Origin of the sequence: Acidovorax sp. 62 (genome assembly GCF_002754495.1) — a bacterium.
In the GTDB taxonomy this organism is placed as follows: domain Bacteria; phylum Pseudomonadota; class Gammaproteobacteria; order Burkholderiales; family Burkholderiaceae_C; genus Acidovorax.
Genome location: NZ_PEFJ01000001.1, coordinates 1361908 through 1378132, shown reverse-complemented (window position 1 = coordinate 1378132; position 16225 = coordinate 1361908). Strand labels below are relative to the sequence as shown.

The window sequence follows — 16225 nt, the reverse complement described above, 5'->3', positions numbered from 1 at the left end:
GACCCTCACGCAACGTGAGGGTTCATAGTGGGTCCCCATGAATGGATCGAACTATGACTATTGACACAGCATCCCCCCACAAGCCGCAGAGCCCTAGCCCTGCCTCTCCCAAAGACCCGCGCGCCGCGCTGTTCAAAGACCCCAACTTTCGCTGGATGACGGCTGGCTCTTTCCTGTCCATGCTGGGCGATCAGTTCACCCTGATCGCGCTGCCCTGGCTGGTACTGCAGATGACGGGGGACACCCTGGTGCTGGGCACCGTGCTGGCCCTCATCAGCATCCCGCGTGCGCTGTTCATCCTGGTGGGCGGAGCACTGGTAGACCGCCATTCGCCCAAGCAGGTGTTGATGGTCACCAAATACGTCAACCTGGTGCTGCTGGCCGCACTGGCGGGGCTGGTGCTTGCAGGCACCCTGACGCTGTGGATGGTGTATGCCCTGTCACTGGGCATTGGCCTGGCCACTGCCTTCAGCATCCCAGCCGGCACGGCCATGATGCCCCACGTGGTGGCACGCCCGCAGTTGCGGGCAGCCAATGGCATCAGCCTGGGCCTGCGCCAGCTCACCATGTTTCTGGGGCCTTTGCTCGCCGGACTGTTGATTGCGTTGTTCGGCGCCGGGGACACTGCCGCCAGTGAAGCCACGCGCGCAAACGCCACGGGCATTGGCCTTGCCTTTGCGATAGATGCGCTGAGTTTTGCGGTGTCGGCCTGGACGCTGTCGCAAGTGCAAACCCATGCTGCGCCGGCCACTCCCACCGCAGCGCCGCAGGCGGTGCTGGCATCTGTAGCGCAAGGACTGGCGCACTTTTGGCGCGACCACGAGCTGCGCACCTGCTTTCTGTATTGGAGCGCCATCGCCCTGTTCATCATGGGCCCCATCCACATCGCCATTCCGGTGCTGGCCAGCAGCACGCCGCAACTCGGTGCGGCAGCGTTTGGCACCATGGTCGGCGCGCACGGCGCGGGCACGTTGCTGGGCATGGTGGTGTCGGGCATGGTGCCTCGGCTGCGCATCGGCAGCCTGGGCCTGACGATCCTGGCCTTCGACGCAGTCATTGGGGTGCTGTTCATGCCACTGGGGCTGATCACGGCCGTGTGGCAGGGCGCGGGGCTGATGCTGGCCATCGGCCTGCTGGGCGGGTTCATGCAAGTGAGCGTGTTTACCTGGATACAGCAGCGTGTGCCGCCTGCGTTGCTGGGCCGAGCGATGAGCCTGTTCATGTTCATCTTCATGGGCCTGGCGCCGATCTCTGCGGCAGTGACAGGCTGGGTGATGAAGGGCATCACGCTGGCCCAGTTGTTTGCGGCCAGCGGCGGTACGCTGGTGGTGCTGACCGCACTGGCCTTGCTGCTCACGCCGATGCGCCGCGTGACGGACACGGCCCCCGCTGCGCGCTGAAAATGCCCTGAGCGCCTTGGCCAAGGCCCGGACGAAAGCTGCCGTGAAAAGCAAAAAGGCCGGGCGCATGCGCCCGGCCTTTTTGGCAGGTGAGGCAGATCGGGACTCAGACGGCCGTCACAAATTGCTCCAACGGGCGGCGCACCTTCTTCAGGTTCACCAGCCAGTCACCTTCGTCGGCGCGGTAGCCCAGGGGCAGGATGGCGACGCTGCGCAGGCCCTTGGCGCGCAGGCCCAGGATGTCGTCGAGGGCAGCGGGGTCGAAGCCTTCCATGGGGGTGCTGTCCACTTGCTCGAAGGCAGCGGCAATGATGGCGGCGCTCATGCCGATGTAGGCTTGGCGCGCTGCGTGCTGGAAGTTCACCTCGGCACCGCGCTGGGGGTAGCTGCTCAGCAGCATGTTGCGGTAGTTTTCCCAGCCTTCGTTCTTAAAGCCACGCACGTCGTTGGTGTAGTCGAACATGGCGTTGATGCGCTCGGTGGTGTAGTCGTCCCAGGCGGCAAACACCAGCAGGTGCGAGCCATCGGTGATCTGGGCCTGGTTCCAGGCGATGGGCTTGATGCGCTCGCGCACGGCGGCATCGGTCACCACAAAAATCTCGTAGGGCTGCAGGCCGCTCGAGGTGGGCGCGAGGCGGGCTGCTTCAATGATGCGCTCCACCTTGTCTTGCGCCACCACCTTGGTGGGATTCATCTTCTTGGTGGCGTAGCGCCACTGCAGTTTGTCGATGAGGGCGTTGTCAGCGGCAGTATGGGTGGTGGTCATGTGAAAGCGGCTTTCCGTAAGAATGAGGAGAGACACCGAGTGGGTATCAAAGGGGTACGGTGAGGAATGTAGTTTTCATCGGCCCAGGCAGATAGCCCGCAACGGGAAAAATATTGTTCGCGATCTAGCAACAATCGCCCTGCGCATTGGCCAATTTGGGCCCAATCCGCGCACAGACGCATCGATTCAAGCCCACCGCCCCATCCATCGGCCGATGGCTGCGGCACCAGAGCCCCTTCGGCCAAGGCACTGCACGCCTGTGAAGCACGTACACTGGCAATTCTCTCGGCCCCCTGCGAGCCCCCGGGTGGTCCGGCATGCCAACCGCCACCCCGGGCCGCACAGCTGTTGCGGTGGCATTGCCGAGACCCTTTGCAGGCCCCAACCGCAGGGATTTATCGCGCCAAGCCCCATGAGCCAACCGGACCTCTCCTTTTTGCTGAACGCTGAGCCAGGCAGTGCCCAGCCACCTGTACCTGCCGAGCGCCGCAAGGCCGACCGCCCCAAGGGCTCGGTGGCGGCACTGATTGCCGAGCTGCGCGCCTCCCAGGCAGAGCTGGAAGGCCAGAACAAGGTGCTGCGCTACAGCCAGACAGTGGCCGAGAGTGCGTCGGAGCGGTTCGAGACCCTGTTCTCCAGCGTGCCGCTGGCACTGATGGTGGTGGACGAATACGACATGGTGGTGCAGGCCAATTCAATGGCGCACCGGTCGTTCCAGCCCTCCGAGCGCGACCGCCCCCTCACGGCGTTGATGCCTTTTGTCTCGGAAGCCGATGCACCGCGTGTGCGCGCCGCGTTCGAGCAAGCGCAGGCCGAGGGGCACAGTGAGGTGACCGAGGTGGTCTTCCCCATCGGCCCACAGGTGCACATCACCGGCGACCTGCACATTGCGCGCATCGAGGCGGCACAGGACGACGGTACTGTGCAGCTGCAGTTTTTGTGCGCCGTGATTGACCAAGGCCCGCTGCTGGCAGAGCGCCATGCGCTGCAGCAAAGCGCATTGGCCGTGCAGCAACGCAATGAACAGCTCCACGCCAGCGAAAAGCGGCTGGAGGCCGTGATCAACTCGGCGCTGGACGCCATCATTTGCGTAGACCAGCACGGGCTGATTACCGTCTTCAACCCCACAGCGGCGGCCCTGTTCCAGTGCAGCGCACAAGACGCACTGGGCAGCCCGCTGGAGCGATTTTTGCCAGCAGCGGGGCAGGCCATGGCATTTGCCCAGCTCACCACCCAGGCCATGCTGGGCGAGATGACGGCCTGCACGGCCAGCGCCAAAGAACTGGCGGTGGAGGTGAGCGTGTCGTTTGAGCGCCATGCCGAGGGCGAGACCACCACCGTGTTTGCGCGCGACCTGACGGGCCGCAAAAAGACCGAGGCGCACCGCAACGAGCTGGAGGCGCAGCTGCGCGAATCCCACAAGATGCAGGCGGTGGGCACCATGGCGGGCGGTATCGCGCACGACTTCAACAACATCCTGAGCGCGATTTTGGGGAACGTGGAGTTGGCCAAAGCCGACTGCGGCCCAGGTTCTTCCGCGCTGGAGAGCCTGCTGGAGATTGAAAAAGCCGGGCGACGGGCGCGCGACCTGGTGCGCCAGATTCTGACCTTCAGCCGCAACGAGCCCCCCCGGCGCACCGCCGTGGCACTGGCGGAAGTGGCACACGACACCGAGCGCCTGTTGCGCGTGACCCTGCCCCCGGCCATTGAGCTGCACATGCACCTGCCCACCGGCCTGCCACCGGTGCTGGCAGATGCCACGCAGGTGGAGCAAGCCCTGCTGAACCTGTGCACGAACGCCATCCAATCGATGGGCAGCGCCAGAGGCAGCATCCACGTCGAAGCGGTGGCCATCCAACCAGACCAGCGCCTGAGCGAGCGCCTAGGCTTGGCCACCGCCGACTATGTGGCCCTGAGCGTGCGCGACACCGGCCCCGGCATGGATGCCGCCACGCTGCAGCGCATTTTTGAGCCCTTCTTCACCACCAAGCCCGTAGGCCAGGGCACGGGCCTGGGCCTGGCCGTGGTGCACGGCGTAATGCGCACGCACGAAGGCGCGGTGGATGTGCAAAGCACGCCAGGCGAAGGCAGCCGCTTCACGCTGTACTTTCCGGTGGCCCGGCCTGAGCAGGCGGCAGAGGCAGCACCACCTGCCGCCGCCCTGCCCGGCCCAGAGGCGCCAAACCCGGCCCCCGAGCCCGCCACGGAGACACCAGCCACAACCCCTGCCAACGCACAGGCTCCCCGGGCCCACCACGTCATGTACGTGGACGACGACGAGGCCCTGGTGTTTCTGGTGCAGCGGCTGCTGCGCAGGCGGGGCTACCGCGTCAGCGGGTTTACAGACCCCCACGAAGCCACGGCAGCGCTGCGGGCCCAGCCGCAGGACTATGACCTGCTGGTGACCGACTACAACATGCCGGGCTTTTGCGGCGTGGACCTGGTGCGCGAAGCCAGGCTGATTCGGCCTGACCTGCCCGTGGCCCTGGCCTCGGGCTATGTGACGGCAGAGATTGAACAGGCGGCATTGGCTGAAGGTGCACGCGCCCTCATCCACAAGCCCAATGATGTGGAAGAGCTGTGTGCCACCGTGCACCAGCTGGTGCATGGCGACAATGCGACCCTTCGCTGAAGAGCACGGTGGTGCACGGGCCACCGCGCAACCCGCCACTGCGGCGCCCTTTGCCATACCCCCAGCCCCCCCAGCACAGGCAGTCCCTGCCGGGGTGCAGGCGGTGTACGAAGACGAGCACCTGCTGGTGCTGCACAAGCCCGCAGGCCTGCTGTGCGTGCCCGGCCGTGGCGAGGACAAGCAGGACTGCCTGAGCGCCCGAGCGCACGTGCGCTGGCCCGGCGCCCTCATCGTGCACCGGCTGGACCAAGCCACATCCGGGCTGGTGCTGATGGCCCGCAGCCTGGCGGTGCAACGCCAGTTGAGCGAGGCGTTTGCCACGCGGCAAGTGCAAAAGCGCTACGTGGCCGTGGTGCACGGTGCCCTAGGCCAGCCCCAGTGCCCACCCGAAGGCCCCTGGCAACTGATTGACCTGCCCATTGCCGCAGACTGGGAGCGCCGCCCCCTGCGTGTGGTGGACGCCACCACCGGCAAACCCAGCCAGACCCACTGGCGGGCCGTGGGCTACGACAGCGCACAGCACACCACCCGCGTGGAGCTGGAGCCCCTGACCGGGCGCACCCACCAGCTGCGCGTGCACCTGAGCGCCCTGGGCCACCCCATTGTGGGCGACACGCTGTATGCACCACCGCCGCACCACCCCGGCCAGCGCCTGCTGCTGCATGCACGCGAACTGGGCTTTGCCCACCCGGTGCACGCTACCTGGTGCCACGTGGTGGTGGCAGAAGAGTTTTAGCGTTTTATGCCCCTACCGCTTTAAATACAAGCGCTAGCAGCTATTATTTCAATAGCAAATTGACAAGCAGGCGGGGTCAAGCATCAGCCCAGAGACCCTGTCCCCCGCTGGTGCTCTGCAACCAAGGGACGTAGAGCAAGCGACAGCGCAATCACAGAGCCCCTTACGGCACGGCGCAATGACCCACAGGTGCATCCACCACCCCAAGCCCAGGCGATAGCCCCACCGCCCGCACCAAATGGTCCTGCCAAGGCAGAGCATCCACCACCGTGGCCAGCAACTCCAGATTTTTGATCCACCCCGTGTCGCCCCCTGCGGCATAAACCAGCATGACATTGGTGCGCGGCTGCCCCAATCGGGCCCACTGGAACGTCTGTTGCGCCTGCGACAACTGCAGCTGCCAGTCCCAGCCGATCGAGACGGCAGGGGACGAGGTGCTGACCCACTCGGTGTAGCCGCTGATCACGGTCTCGCGGCCGCACTCTCGCAGCGCAACGGGGCAGGCGCCCGCCAATTCGGTGTCCACCCCAGACACCAAGTGTGCGATAGGCAAAGACAGCAGCTCGTCAATCGACAAGCGCAGCAGACCGTCAGACGACAGCTGCATGGCCCGCTGCCTGTGGTGAATGAGGTCGCTGCACGCCGCCTGCACCACGCAAGGCGCGTGGGCTGCGCGGGTTTCGAGCAAGGGCCATCAGCCCAGCAAACCCAGCATGGCCGCGCGCACGGTGGCCGCCGTCTTGTTGGTGGTCTGCAGCTTGAACACCGCGTTTTTCACGTGAAAGTTGACCGTGTTTTCCGACACATCCAGCAGCGAAGAAATATCGGCAGACGTCTTGCCATCGGCAGTCCATTTGAGCACCTCGATTTCTCTGGCGGTCAAGTTGGGCTGCATCTGCTCAGCTTGCCGTGTGGTGAAAATCCGCGACAGCACCACATGCGCCATGTGCGCCAGCCACCGCATCTTCATCTCGTTGTGGTCCACCTCTTGCGCAGTCAAAGCCTCGCCAGAGCGGGCCAGAGTCAGCATCCCCCGCACCCCGCCCCCATCAATGCAGGCCTTGGCCCACCCAAAGCGCAAACCAAACGAGCGCGCATCCTCCCAAAAATCCTGCGCCTGTGCAAACACCTCATCAGTCCACACCAGCGGTGTGTTCTTGCGGCAGCCGTGCTGCACCGTGGGGTCGATCTGCACATAGCCTTGCCGCGCATAGCGCTCCTGCCATTCAACGGGGTAGTTGTTGAGCAGGATGGTGCGAGGGTTGGACAAGGGCAATGGCACACGCAGCCCGTAGGCGCAGTAGTCAAAGCCCAACGACCGCGCAGCAGACTCGATCCTGCGGAACACCTCATGCTCCGACTGCGCCTGGTCGAGCACATCCAACAAATCCTCTTGCCAGCTTGTCATAGGGACTCCACCCACGGGCCAAAACCACAGCACGCCGGGGCCATGCAAACCAATGACCAGCCGGGGCAAAACGTTATCAAATTGTTACGTTTAGAACATTCTGGCGCTTGCAACGCATTTTGGCGAGTGGATTTTTGCAGCCCAGGCCGCCCAGCACTACCTACCAAAGTTGGTAGTTACAAATCTCTTTGCGCAATTCTCTAATGACTCAAACATCTGAGAGGGAATTGACATGCGCATCACTTCGGGTTGTTCTGCAGAACTGCGCCCTCCGCTCATGACCCGCCTGGCCCGCTACCGGCACCGCGTGTTTGTAGAAACACTGGGCTGGCAGCTGCAATGCCGCGATGCGCTGGAGTGGGACCAGTTTGACCGCGACGACACCCTGTATGTGATTGCCCAGAACGCAGCGGGCGACGTGATCGGCACGGCACGCCTGCTGCCCACCACGCGCCCCTACCTGCTGTCTGAAGTGTTTCCGGTACTGCTCAACGGCGCAGACCCACCCCAATCGCCCACCGTGTGGGAGCTGTCCCGCTTTGCGGCGGTGGACTTTGGGGGCACCACCGGCTCGGCCCTGGACCAGTTCTCCTCCCCCATCACCACCGGCCTGCTGCATGCCGCCAGCCGCTGCGCCATGGCCCAGGGCGCGCAGCGCATGGTGACGGTGTCGCCCCTCGGGGTGGAGCGCCTGCTGCGCCGCACGGGCTTTCAGTCACACCGGCTGGGCCCGCCCATGGTCGTCAATCAGCAGCCTTTGTTTGCCTGCTCCATCCAATGCCAATAGCCCAAATAGCCCATCACCCATCGCCCCCATGAATGCCCTGCCCCACACCCTACGCTCGGCCATAGACACGGCTGCGGACGCAGCGCCCGCCTGCGCTGCGCCAGTGCGGATGATCGTGCCGCACGCTGGGCACATCACAGAGCACCTGCGCCAGCACTTGCTGCAGCAGCGCCCGGTCACGGTGTGGTTCACCGGGCTCAGCGGTGCAGGCAAATCAACCCTGGCCTATGCGTTGGAAGAGCGCCTGCACCACAGCGGTTACGCCAGCTTTGTGCTCGATGGCGACAACCTGCGGCACCGCCTGAACAAAGACCTGGGCTTCAGCGCCCGCGAGCGCACCGAGAACATCCGCCGCGTGGCCGAAGTGGCAGCCCTGATGAACGAAGCTGGCCTGATGGTATTCACCGCACTCATATCGCCCCAGCAGGAGGACCGCGCCATGGCCCGCGCCATCGTGGGTGCAGAGCGGTTCATGGAGGTGCACGTCAGCACGCCCCTGGAGGTGTGTGAGGAGCGCGACCCCAAAGGCCTGTACGACAAAGCCCGCGCAGGTGTCATTCCCCATTTCACAGGGGTCTCAGCGCCTTATGAGGCGCCCGCAGCCCCCGACCTCACGCTCAACACCGCAGGCATCAGCCTGGAATCCGCCACCCAGCAGGTGCTGAACTTGCTCATCCAACGTGGCTTCATGCCCGTGCCATGACCACACCCGACCACACCAGCCCCGAGGGCGCGACGCCGCCGCCCCAAGCACAGGCCGCGCCCACGGCGTACGACCTGTTCAACGGGGATGCCGATGGCCTGTGCGCGCTGCACCAGTTGCGCACGCTGCAGCCGCGTGACGCGGTGCTCCTGTCTGGCACCAAGCGCGACATTGCGCTGTTTGACCTGCTGCCCCAGGGGTGCCCCCTGGAAGTGACAGCGCTGGATATTTCGTGGGATCGCAATGCCCACAGCGCAGTCCAGGTGCTGGAGGCCGGCGGCAGCGTGACCTATTTTGACCACCACGCCGCGCAAACACTGGTGCGCCACCCACGGCTGCAAAGCCACATCGATACGTCTGCCCAGGTCTGCACCAGCATGCTGGTAGACCGGCATTTGAAGGGTGCCATGCACCAGTGGGCCATCGTGGCGGCCTATGGCGACAACCTGGAAGCCGTGGCCGACCAGATGGCCCGCACGCACGGCTGCACCGCAGGCACACGGGGCGCACTGGCGCAGCTGGGCTACCTGCTGAACTACAACGCCTATGGCGAGAGCACGGAAGACCTACACTTTCACCCCACGCAGCTGTACCGCTCGCTGCACCGCTTCGAGAGCCCGCTGGACTTCATCGCCAAAGCCTATGAATACCGGCGCCTGCTGGAAGGCCATGCCGACGACCAGCGTGCCGTGCACGACCTGCAGCCCTACGCCAGCCACCCCCGTGCCTGCGTGTACGTGCTGCCCGACAAGCCCTGGGCCCGGCGCCTGTGCGGGTCGTTGGCCAACCAGCTGGTGGCGGGCCATGGCGGGCAGTCGGTGGCCGTGCTCACGCCCCGCTCGGACGGACATTTTCTGGTGAACCTGCGCATGGGCTCGGCCAGCACCCGCCGCGCCGATCTGTTTTGCAGCCGCTACCCCGCAGGCGGCGGGCGCCACGCGGCGGGGGGCATTGACCGGCTGCCTCCCGGCGATGTGGAGCACTTCATCCAAGACCTTTTTCAACACCTACAGGAGCACGCCGCATGAGCCACCCCACGGATGCCACATCCCCCAGGCCACTTCCGCTGCTGATGGTGCCGCTGCGGCGCTGCGGCAGCCATGCACTGCGCCTGCGGCTGAACGTGAGCCCCGCGTTCCACTCGCCCTACCCACTGCACATCGTGGACTTCATGCCCCTGGTGCCGCTGTATGGCGACCTGGCCGATGACGGCGCCTACCGACAGCTGGTGAAAGACGTGGTGGGCCTGCAAGCCGCCATCATGGTGAAGTGGCCCGGCGTTCACTTCGACGCCGACGAGATTTTTGAGGCACTGCGCCACGCGCCACGCAGCGTGCACCGCATCGTGTGGGAGCTGCTGCTGCGCAGCGGTGAGCAGCATGGCGCGAGCGTGGTCATGGACAAGTCCCTGGACAGCATCCACTACGCGTCCGAGTTGATGGCGCTGTACCCGCAGATGCGCTTTTTGAACGTGGTGCGCGACCCCAGGGCGCAGGTGGCGTCCATGAACCGCGCCATCATCCATGACTTCGACACCACGCTCAATGCACAGGCCTGGGTCAAGGCCCACAGCGCCGGGCGCGCATTGGCCGCCAGCCACCCAGACCGCGTGCTCACCATCCGCTACGAAGACTTTCTGAGCGACCAGGAGAGCACCCTGCGGCGGGTCTGCCAATTCATCGGCCTCGAATTCCTGCCCGCCATGCTGGACATTGGCGCATCGCAAGAGGCCCGGGAGCTGTCCAGCATGTCGGCCCTGTGGGAGTCCAACTGTTTCGCCCCCATTGCGGCCAACAAGGACAAGTTCAAGTCGCAGCTGACGCTGCACGAGATCGAAACCATCGAAACCCTGGCGCGCGAACACATGCAGCACTACGGCTACGAACCCATGACACCTGCCCAAGCCCCGCTGCCTGACGCCGCCGTCCTCGAACAATGCCGCGCGCAATCGGCACGGCTGCGCCATCTGGCGTGGGAGCAGTTGCGGCTCAACGCCCCCAGCGACTATGCCGCCCGCCGTGTCCGGGCCGAGTATCTGGAGCGGGTGCACCAACGCCTGCTGGCCCACAGCCCCGACCAGACCAGCCTGGAACCCGCAGCCTGACGCACCACCCACCTGCCCGCCCCTTCTGCTTTCTGAGTACCCCCTGGAGACACCATGCGCATCAAAGACCTGAAACTGGGCATTCGCCTCGGAGTAGCCTTTGGGCTGCTGCTGCTCATCACCATCGGCATTGCAGCGATGGGCATCGCCAACATCTCGGCATTGCAAAAGAGCAATGAACACATCGCAACCTCAGAGCTCAAACGCCAGGACCTGGTCCAGCAGTGGCAGACCGACATCCAGATGAACTGGCTGCGCACCGAGGCCTTGCTCAAGGCCAACGACGCGCAGTACACCGCCAAGCTCAAGAAAGACATGTCGGGCGTGGTGGAGGTGCAGAGCAAGCGGATGGACGAGGTGCGCAACTACCTGCTGCCCGGCAAAGAGAAGGACCTGTACGACCAGGCCATTGCAGCGCGCGATGCTTACCGGGTCAAACGCACCGAGCTGGTGAAAGCCAAGGAAGCCGGGCAGGACGTGGCAGCACAAACCGATACCAACCTCGCACCGGTGTTCAACCAATACTCCGGCGTGCTGCAGCAGCTCACCCAGACCCTGGACGAAGGCGTGAATGCAACGCTGAAAGAAACCACCGGCCAAGCGCAAAACAGCATGTTGTGGGTGGGCAGCAGCACTGTGCTGGCGATTGTGGTGGGCTTGTTCCTGGCGTACTGGACCACCCACTCCATCACCTTGCCGGTGCAGCAGGCTGTGAATGCCACCACCGCCATCGCTGCGGGCGACCTGGCCACCCCCATTCCGCAAGGGGCCAAGGACGAACCCGGCCAGTTGCTGACCGAGCTGGCCATCATGCGCAACAAGCTCGCAGAGATTGTGTCCAACGTGCGCCAGAGCGCCGAGAGCGTCTCCACCGCCAGTGCCGAAATCTCACAGGGCAACCACGACCTGTCCGCCCGTACAGAACGCCAGGCCAGTGCACTGGAGGAAACCGCTGCCTCCATGGAAGAGCTGGGCTCTACCGTGCGCCAAAACTCAGACAGCGCGCAGGCCGCCAACAAGCTGGCCACAAACGCCAACACCGTGGCCGTGCAAGGGGGTGAAGTGGTGGCGCAGGTGGTTGAGACCATGAAAGGCATCAACGACAGCTCGCGAAAAATCGCAGACATCATCAGCGTGATCGATGGCATCGCCTTTCAGACCAACATCCTGGCGCTGAACGCCGCCGTGGAAGCGGCGCGCGCGGGCGAACAAGGCCGGGGCTTTGCCGTGGTGGCCAGCGAGGTGCGCGGCCTGGCCGGCCGCTCGGCCGAAGCCGCCAAAGAGATCAAGCAACTCATCTCTGCCAGCGTGACCCGCGTGGAGCAAGGCACGGCGCTGGTCGACAAGGCGGGCCTGACGATGACCGAGGTGGTCACCTCAATCCGGCGCGTGACGGACATTGTTCGTGAAATCAGCGCGGCCAGTGCCGAGCAAAGTGACGGCGTGGGACAGGTGGGCGAGGCCGTAATGCAAATGGACCAGGCCACGCAGCAAAACGCGGCCCTGGTGGAAGAGATGGCCGCCGCCGCCAGCAGCATGAAAACCCAGGCACAAGAGCTGGTGGATGCGGTGGCGGTGTTCCGGCTGGAGCAGAGCAGCGCCGCCATGGCATCGCGCACACCCCACCACGCCAGCGCGCCCGCGCTGGCGACAGCTCAGCTTCGGCCAGCCCCCTCGGTCAGGCCACGCGCGATTGCGGCGAGCTGACGGCCTGTCCCCAAGAGGCCCCAGCCAGCCAACAGCTCAGGGGCGTGGCACCAACACTACCGTTGGCACCGCGCCGGGCAACTTTGAATAGGTTGGGGAATGTGCAGCAGCCAGAGACCGCAGAGGCACACGGTGCGGTGATTCGTGCAGAGGTTCTCTATCGCTTGGGCCGCGATACAGACCACTGCACCACGCCAATACAGACCAGCACGGTGCACATCCCCACCAGCGACCAACCGGCCAATGCTTGCCCCAGCAAGGCCCAGCCCAGCACCACGGCCGCCACGGGGCTGAGCAGGCCCAGCGATGCCACCGCCACCGAGGGCAAGCGGGCAATGCCCCGAAACCACAGCGCATAGGCCACCAGCGCACCAGCAATGCAAAGGTAGGCGTAGCCCAGCACGTTCATGCCGGTGAGCACGGGCAAAGGCGGGTCAGCCCACCAAGCCACGGGCAGCAGCATGGCCCCGCCCAGCAGCAGTTGCCAGCCGGTAAAGGCCAGCACGGGCAATTGCGTTTGCCACTTGCGTGACCAAAAGGTGCCTGCTGCCATGCTCAGCGTGCCAGCCAGCGCGGCGGCCACGCCCAGCGGGTCCCACACCGTGCCGGGGGCCACCAGCAGAAGGGCCATGCCAACCACCCCCACAGCGCCCGCCAGCAGCACCGTGCGTGCGGGGCGCAGCTTGTCTACGCCCCAGGCAAAGCCCATCACCAGCAGCGGCTGCACCGCACCCACCACGGCCGCCACGCCACCCGGCAAACGGTAGGCCGCCACAAACAACATGGCTTGAAAGAACCCGATGTTCAGCGCCGCCAGCACCAGCAAGCGCAGCCAACTGTGCGCTGCGGGCCGGCGCCGGCACCACAGCACCAGCAACAGGCCTGCAGGGAGTGCACGCAGCACGGCCGCGGTGAAGGGCCGGTCAGGCGGCAACAGCTCGGTGGTGACGATGTAGGTCGATCCCCAGATGAGTGGCGCCAGTGCCGTCAACAGCACATCCAGCGGGCCGGCTGCTGGGTGAGCAGGGGCACGCACGGTGGCCGAAGCCTGTACAGAAGCCGCCCCCACCCCATGGGACGACGGTGCTTGCGAGGGCGTAAGGGTGGAAGGCCGAGAGTGCATGGGTCGATGTTTCAAAAGCAAATGGACAAAGGCATTAATTACCTTGATCTCAAGATAAAACGATACCATAAAATCTTGAAATCAAGACAATATTCAATCACCATGCCCCCCACCCGCCCTGCCCGCCCCACCGATGCGGTCGATGACATCCTGGCCCAGTGGCAGCGAGAAAGGCCCGACCTGGACGTGAGTCCCATGGGCATCATTGGCCGCCTCAACCGCTGCACCGCCTTGCTGATGCGCAAGGTGGAAGAGGTCTTTGCCCAGTTCGATCTGAGCGCCTGGGAGTTCGACATGCTGGCAGCCCTGCGCCGCTCGGGTGCGCCCTACACCCTGGCGCCCACCACGTTGTTTTCCACGCTCATGGTCACCTCAGGCACCATGACGCACCGCATGCAGCGGCTGGAGGGCCGAGGCTTGGTCGCACGTTTGCCCAACCCCAGCGATGCGCGCAGCTCGCTGGTGCAGCTCACCAGTGCGGGGCTGGACTTGATCGACCGGGCAGTGGAGGCCCACGTTGCCAACGAACACCGCCTGCTGGCAACGCTGAAGGCGGCCGATCTTGCGGCCCTGGAGCACCGCCTGTCTTTGCTGCTGCACACGCTGGAGCCAGACCATGAACCAGCGCAAAGCCAAGACAAGCTACCCAGCCCGACCGAGGCGGCGGGCACGAAGTAAAGGCAGCCAAGGCAAGGGGCGAAACGCTTTGCGCGCCATCATGCGGGGGCAATCCCCATGCGGCAAATGCGGCACATGACGGTAGGATGCTCGCATGCCTCCAACACAGCTTTTTATCCTCACCGGCGCATCGCGCGGCATGGGCTTGGCCATGGCGCAGCAATTGCTCAAACCACACCACACCGTGGTCTGCATCGCGCGCCACAGCAACCCAGACCTGACGGCCGCTGCCATGGCCTCTGACGTGGCGCTGGAACAGTGGCAACAAGACCTGTCGCGCGGCCAGGCCGCTGCCGAGCATTTGCGGACCTGGCTGAAGAAGCAGGCGCCCGACGCCTTTACCAGCGCCACGTTGATCAACAACGCAGGCGTCATCCCCCGCATCGCACCCTTGTCTGACAGCGACCCCGCCGACCTGGCCAATGCCCTGCGCGTGGGGCTGGAGGCGCCCATGCAGCTCACGGCGGCTTTCCTGCACGCCACCGCAGACTGGGCCGTGCCGCGCAAGGTGCTCAATATTTCGTCTGGGCTGGGCCGCAGGGCCATGGCCTCGCAGGCGGCCTACTGCGCGGCCAAGGCGGGCATGGACCATTTCACCCGCTGCCTGGCACTGGACGAAGCGGCCAAGCCCCATGGCGCCAAGGTATGCTCGCTGGCTCCTGGTGTGATCGACACCGACATGCAGGTGCAACTGCGCGGCGCACCCACCGCAGACTTCCCTGATGCACCCAACTTTGCCCACCTCAAGAGTGGTGGGCTGCTGACCTCGCCCGCCGATGCCGCCACCCGCGTGCTCGCCTGGCTGGACCGCGCAGACTTTGGCACCCAACCCGTGGCCGATGTGCGCGAGGGCTGAGCCAGCCCGATCTTTTGCTCCATTTTTTATAGCTGCTAGCGCTTATAGATAAAGCGCTAGCGGCCCATTTCATTTGAAAGGACTTGATCATGAGCCGTGAAGTCGTCGTCGTGAGCGCAGTGCGCACCGCCATTGGTACGTTTGGCGGCAGCCTCAAAGATGTGGCCCCCACCGAGCTGGGTGCCCTGGTGGTGCGTGAATCCCTGGCCCGCGCCAACGTGGAAGGCAAGGACGTGGGCCATGTGGTGTTTGGCCACGTGGTCAACACCGAGCCCAAGGACATGTACCTCTCGCGCGTGGCCGCCATCCAAGGCGGCTGCGGCGAAGGCACGCCCGCCTACAACGTCAACCGCCTGTGCGGCTCGGGCCTGCAGGCCATCGTCAACGCCAGCCAGTCCATCTTGCTGGGCGACGCCGACATAGCGATTGGTGCCGGTGCCGAGAACATGAGCCGCGTGCCCTTTGCCAGCCTGAACATGCGCTGGGGCGCCCGCATGGGCGACACCAAGATGGTGGACATGATGATCGGCGCGCTGCACGACCCCTTCCACAACATCCACATGGGTGTGACGGCGGAGAACATTGCCGCCAAGTGGGGCATCACCCGCGAAGACCAGGACAAGCTGGCCGTAGAAAGCCACAACCGCGCCGAGCGCGCCACGCAGGCTGGCGTGTTCAAGGACCAGATCGTCCCCGTCACCTTGAAGAGCAAGAAGGGCGACGTGCAGTACGCCACCGACGAGCACTTCCGCCCCGGCGCCACGCTGGAAGACATGGCCAAGCTCAAGCCAGTCTTCATCAAGGAAAACGGCTCGGTGACCGCAGGCAACGCATCGGGCATCAACGACGCCGCCGCCGCCGTGGTGCTGATGGAAGCCGGTGCCGCCAAGGCGCGCGGTGCCAAGCCCCTGGCCCGCCTGGTGGCCTACGCCCATGCGGGGGTGGACCCCAAGTACATGGGCATCGGCCCCGTGCCTGCCACGCAACTGGCGCTGAAAAAAGCGGGCCTCACCGTCAACGACCTGGACGTGATCGAAGCCAACGAAGCCTTCGCGGCCCAGGCCTGCGCCGTGACCAAGGACCTGGGCCTGGACCCGGCCAAGGTCAACCCCAATGGCTCGGGCATTTCGCTGGGCCACCCCATCGGCGCCACCGGTGCACTCATCACCGTCAAGGCCATCCATGAGCTGCAACGCATCCAGGGCCGCTACGCACTGGTGACCATGTGCATTGGTGGCGGCCAGGGCATTGCCGCCATTTTTGAGCGCCTGTAACGCGCACCTGTATCAGCGCTGATCGCTGACCATTGAACACCGACCATTGAA

The 16225-nt window shown here is 64.9% G+C and carries 15 protein-coding genes; 11 read left to right on the top strand and 4 right to left on the bottom strand.

All coding sequences use genetic code 11. From position 1 onward, the window contains the following. Positions 1-53 precede the first annotated feature (53 nt). Positions 54-1400 carry an MFS transporter gene (locus tag CLU86_RS06155; protein WP_255408816.1) on the top strand — a complete coding sequence of 449 codons (1347 nt, stop codon included), beginning with the start codon at positions 54-56 and terminating at the stop codon, positions 1398-1400. 106 nt (positions 1401-1506) lie between these two features. Here CLU86_RS06155 and CLU86_RS06150 read toward each other — a convergent pair whose 3' ends face one another. Further along, on the bottom strand, positions 1507-2166 hold the full coding sequence (locus CLU86_RS06150; protein WP_099741015.1) for an NAD(P)H-dependent oxidoreductase: 660 nt from the start codon (positions 2164-2166) through the stop codon (positions 1507-1509). Positions 2167-2578: 412 nt separating this feature from the next. On the opposite strand from CLU86_RS06150, the gene CLU86_RS06145 reads away from it, so the two are divergent. Both CLU86_RS06145 and CLU86_RS06140 read left to right on the top strand, forming a co-directional pair. Further along, positions 2579-4798: an ATP-binding protein gene (locus CLU86_RS06145; RefSeq protein ID WP_099741014.1), complete on the top strand. Its 2220-nt coding sequence runs from the start codon at positions 2579-2581 to the stop codon at positions 4796-4798. Further along, a complete protein-coding gene (locus tag CLU86_RS06140; RefSeq protein WP_233194832.1) occupies positions 4773-5534 on the top strand; it encodes an RluA family pseudouridine synthase in 762 nt (253 codons plus the stop codon). Before CLU86_RS06145 ends, CLU86_RS06140 begins: the two co-directional genes overlap by 26 nt. A 163-nt stretch (positions 5535-5697) precedes the next feature. Here the strand turns inward: CLU86_RS06140 and CLU86_RS06135 are convergent, their stop codons facing one another. After that, positions 5698-6141 (bottom strand): DUF4902 domain-containing protein, encoded by a 444-nt coding sequence (locus CLU86_RS06135; protein ID WP_143226669.1) that lies wholly within the window; start codon positions 6139-6141, stop codon positions 5698-5700. A gap of 87 nt (positions 6142-6228) precedes the next feature. Next, entirely contained in the window at positions 6229-6942 is a 714-nt protein-coding gene (locus tag CLU86_RS06130) for an autoinducer binding domain-containing protein (protein ID WP_099741011.1), read from the bottom strand. Between the two features lie 232 nt (positions 6943-7174). Here CLU86_RS06130 and CLU86_RS06125 point away from each other — a divergent pair, with 232 nt between their 5' ends. Genes CLU86_RS06125 through CLU86_RS06105 form a run of 5 tightly spaced genes read left to right on the top strand, consistent with a single transcriptional unit; the run spans position 7175 to position 12243 of the window. After that, entirely contained in the window at positions 7175-7729 is a 555-nt protein-coding gene (locus tag CLU86_RS06125; RefSeq protein ID WP_099655296.1) for an acyl-homoserine-lactone synthase, read from the top strand. A 28-nt stretch (positions 7730-7757) separates the two neighbouring features. After that, positions 7758-8432: an adenylyl-sulfate kinase gene (gene cysC, locus CLU86_RS06120; protein ID WP_099741010.1), complete on the top strand. Its 675-nt coding sequence runs from the start codon at positions 7758-7760 to the stop codon at positions 8430-8432. Then, positions 8429-9460, top strand: a complete 1032-nt coding sequence (locus CLU86_RS06115; RefSeq protein ID WP_233194831.1) for a hypothetical protein — start codon at positions 8429-8431, stop codon at positions 9458-9460. The genes cysC and CLU86_RS06115 overlap by 4 nt, the downstream gene beginning before the upstream one ends. Beyond that, the gene (locus CLU86_RS06110) at positions 9457-10536 is read left to right on the top strand and encodes a sulfotransferase (RefSeq protein ID WP_099741009.1); all 1080 of its coding nucleotides are present in this window, start codon (positions 9457-9459) and stop codon (positions 10534-10536) included. The genes CLU86_RS06115 and CLU86_RS06110 overlap by 4 nt, the downstream gene beginning before the upstream one ends. Positions 10537-10590: 54 nt before the next feature. Then, positions 10591-12243: a methyl-accepting chemotaxis protein gene (locus CLU86_RS06105; protein ID WP_099741008.1), complete on the top strand. Its 1653-nt coding sequence runs from the start codon at positions 10591-10593 to the stop codon at positions 12241-12243. 157 nt (positions 12244-12400) lie between these two features. Here CLU86_RS06105 and CLU86_RS06100 read toward each other — a convergent pair whose 3' ends face one another. Continuing rightward, on the bottom strand, positions 12401-13366 hold the full coding sequence (locus CLU86_RS06100; RefSeq protein WP_099741007.1) for an EamA family transporter: 966 nt from the start codon (positions 13364-13366) through the stop codon (positions 12401-12403). A gap of 102 nt (positions 13367-13468) precedes the next feature. Between CLU86_RS06100 and CLU86_RS06095 the strand changes: the two genes are divergently transcribed. From CLU86_RS06095 to bktB, 3 genes are all read left to right on the top strand, one after another. Further along, on the top strand, positions 13469-14044 hold the full coding sequence (locus tag CLU86_RS06095) for a MarR family winged helix-turn-helix transcriptional regulator (protein WP_099741006.1): 576 nt from the start codon (positions 13469-13471) through the stop codon (positions 14042-14044). 94 nt (positions 14045-14138) lie between these two features. Then, positions 14139-14900: an SDR family NAD(P)-dependent oxidoreductase gene (locus CLU86_RS06090; protein ID WP_099655290.1), complete on the top strand. Its 762-nt coding sequence runs from the start codon at positions 14139-14141 to the stop codon at positions 14898-14900. An 89-nt stretch (positions 14901-14989) separates the two neighbouring features. Continuing rightward, positions 14990-16174, top strand: a complete 1185-nt coding sequence (gene bktB / locus CLU86_RS06085) for a beta-ketothiolase BktB (RefSeq protein WP_099743341.1) — start codon at positions 14990-14992, stop codon at positions 16172-16174. Positions 16175-16225: the final 51 nt, after the last annotated feature.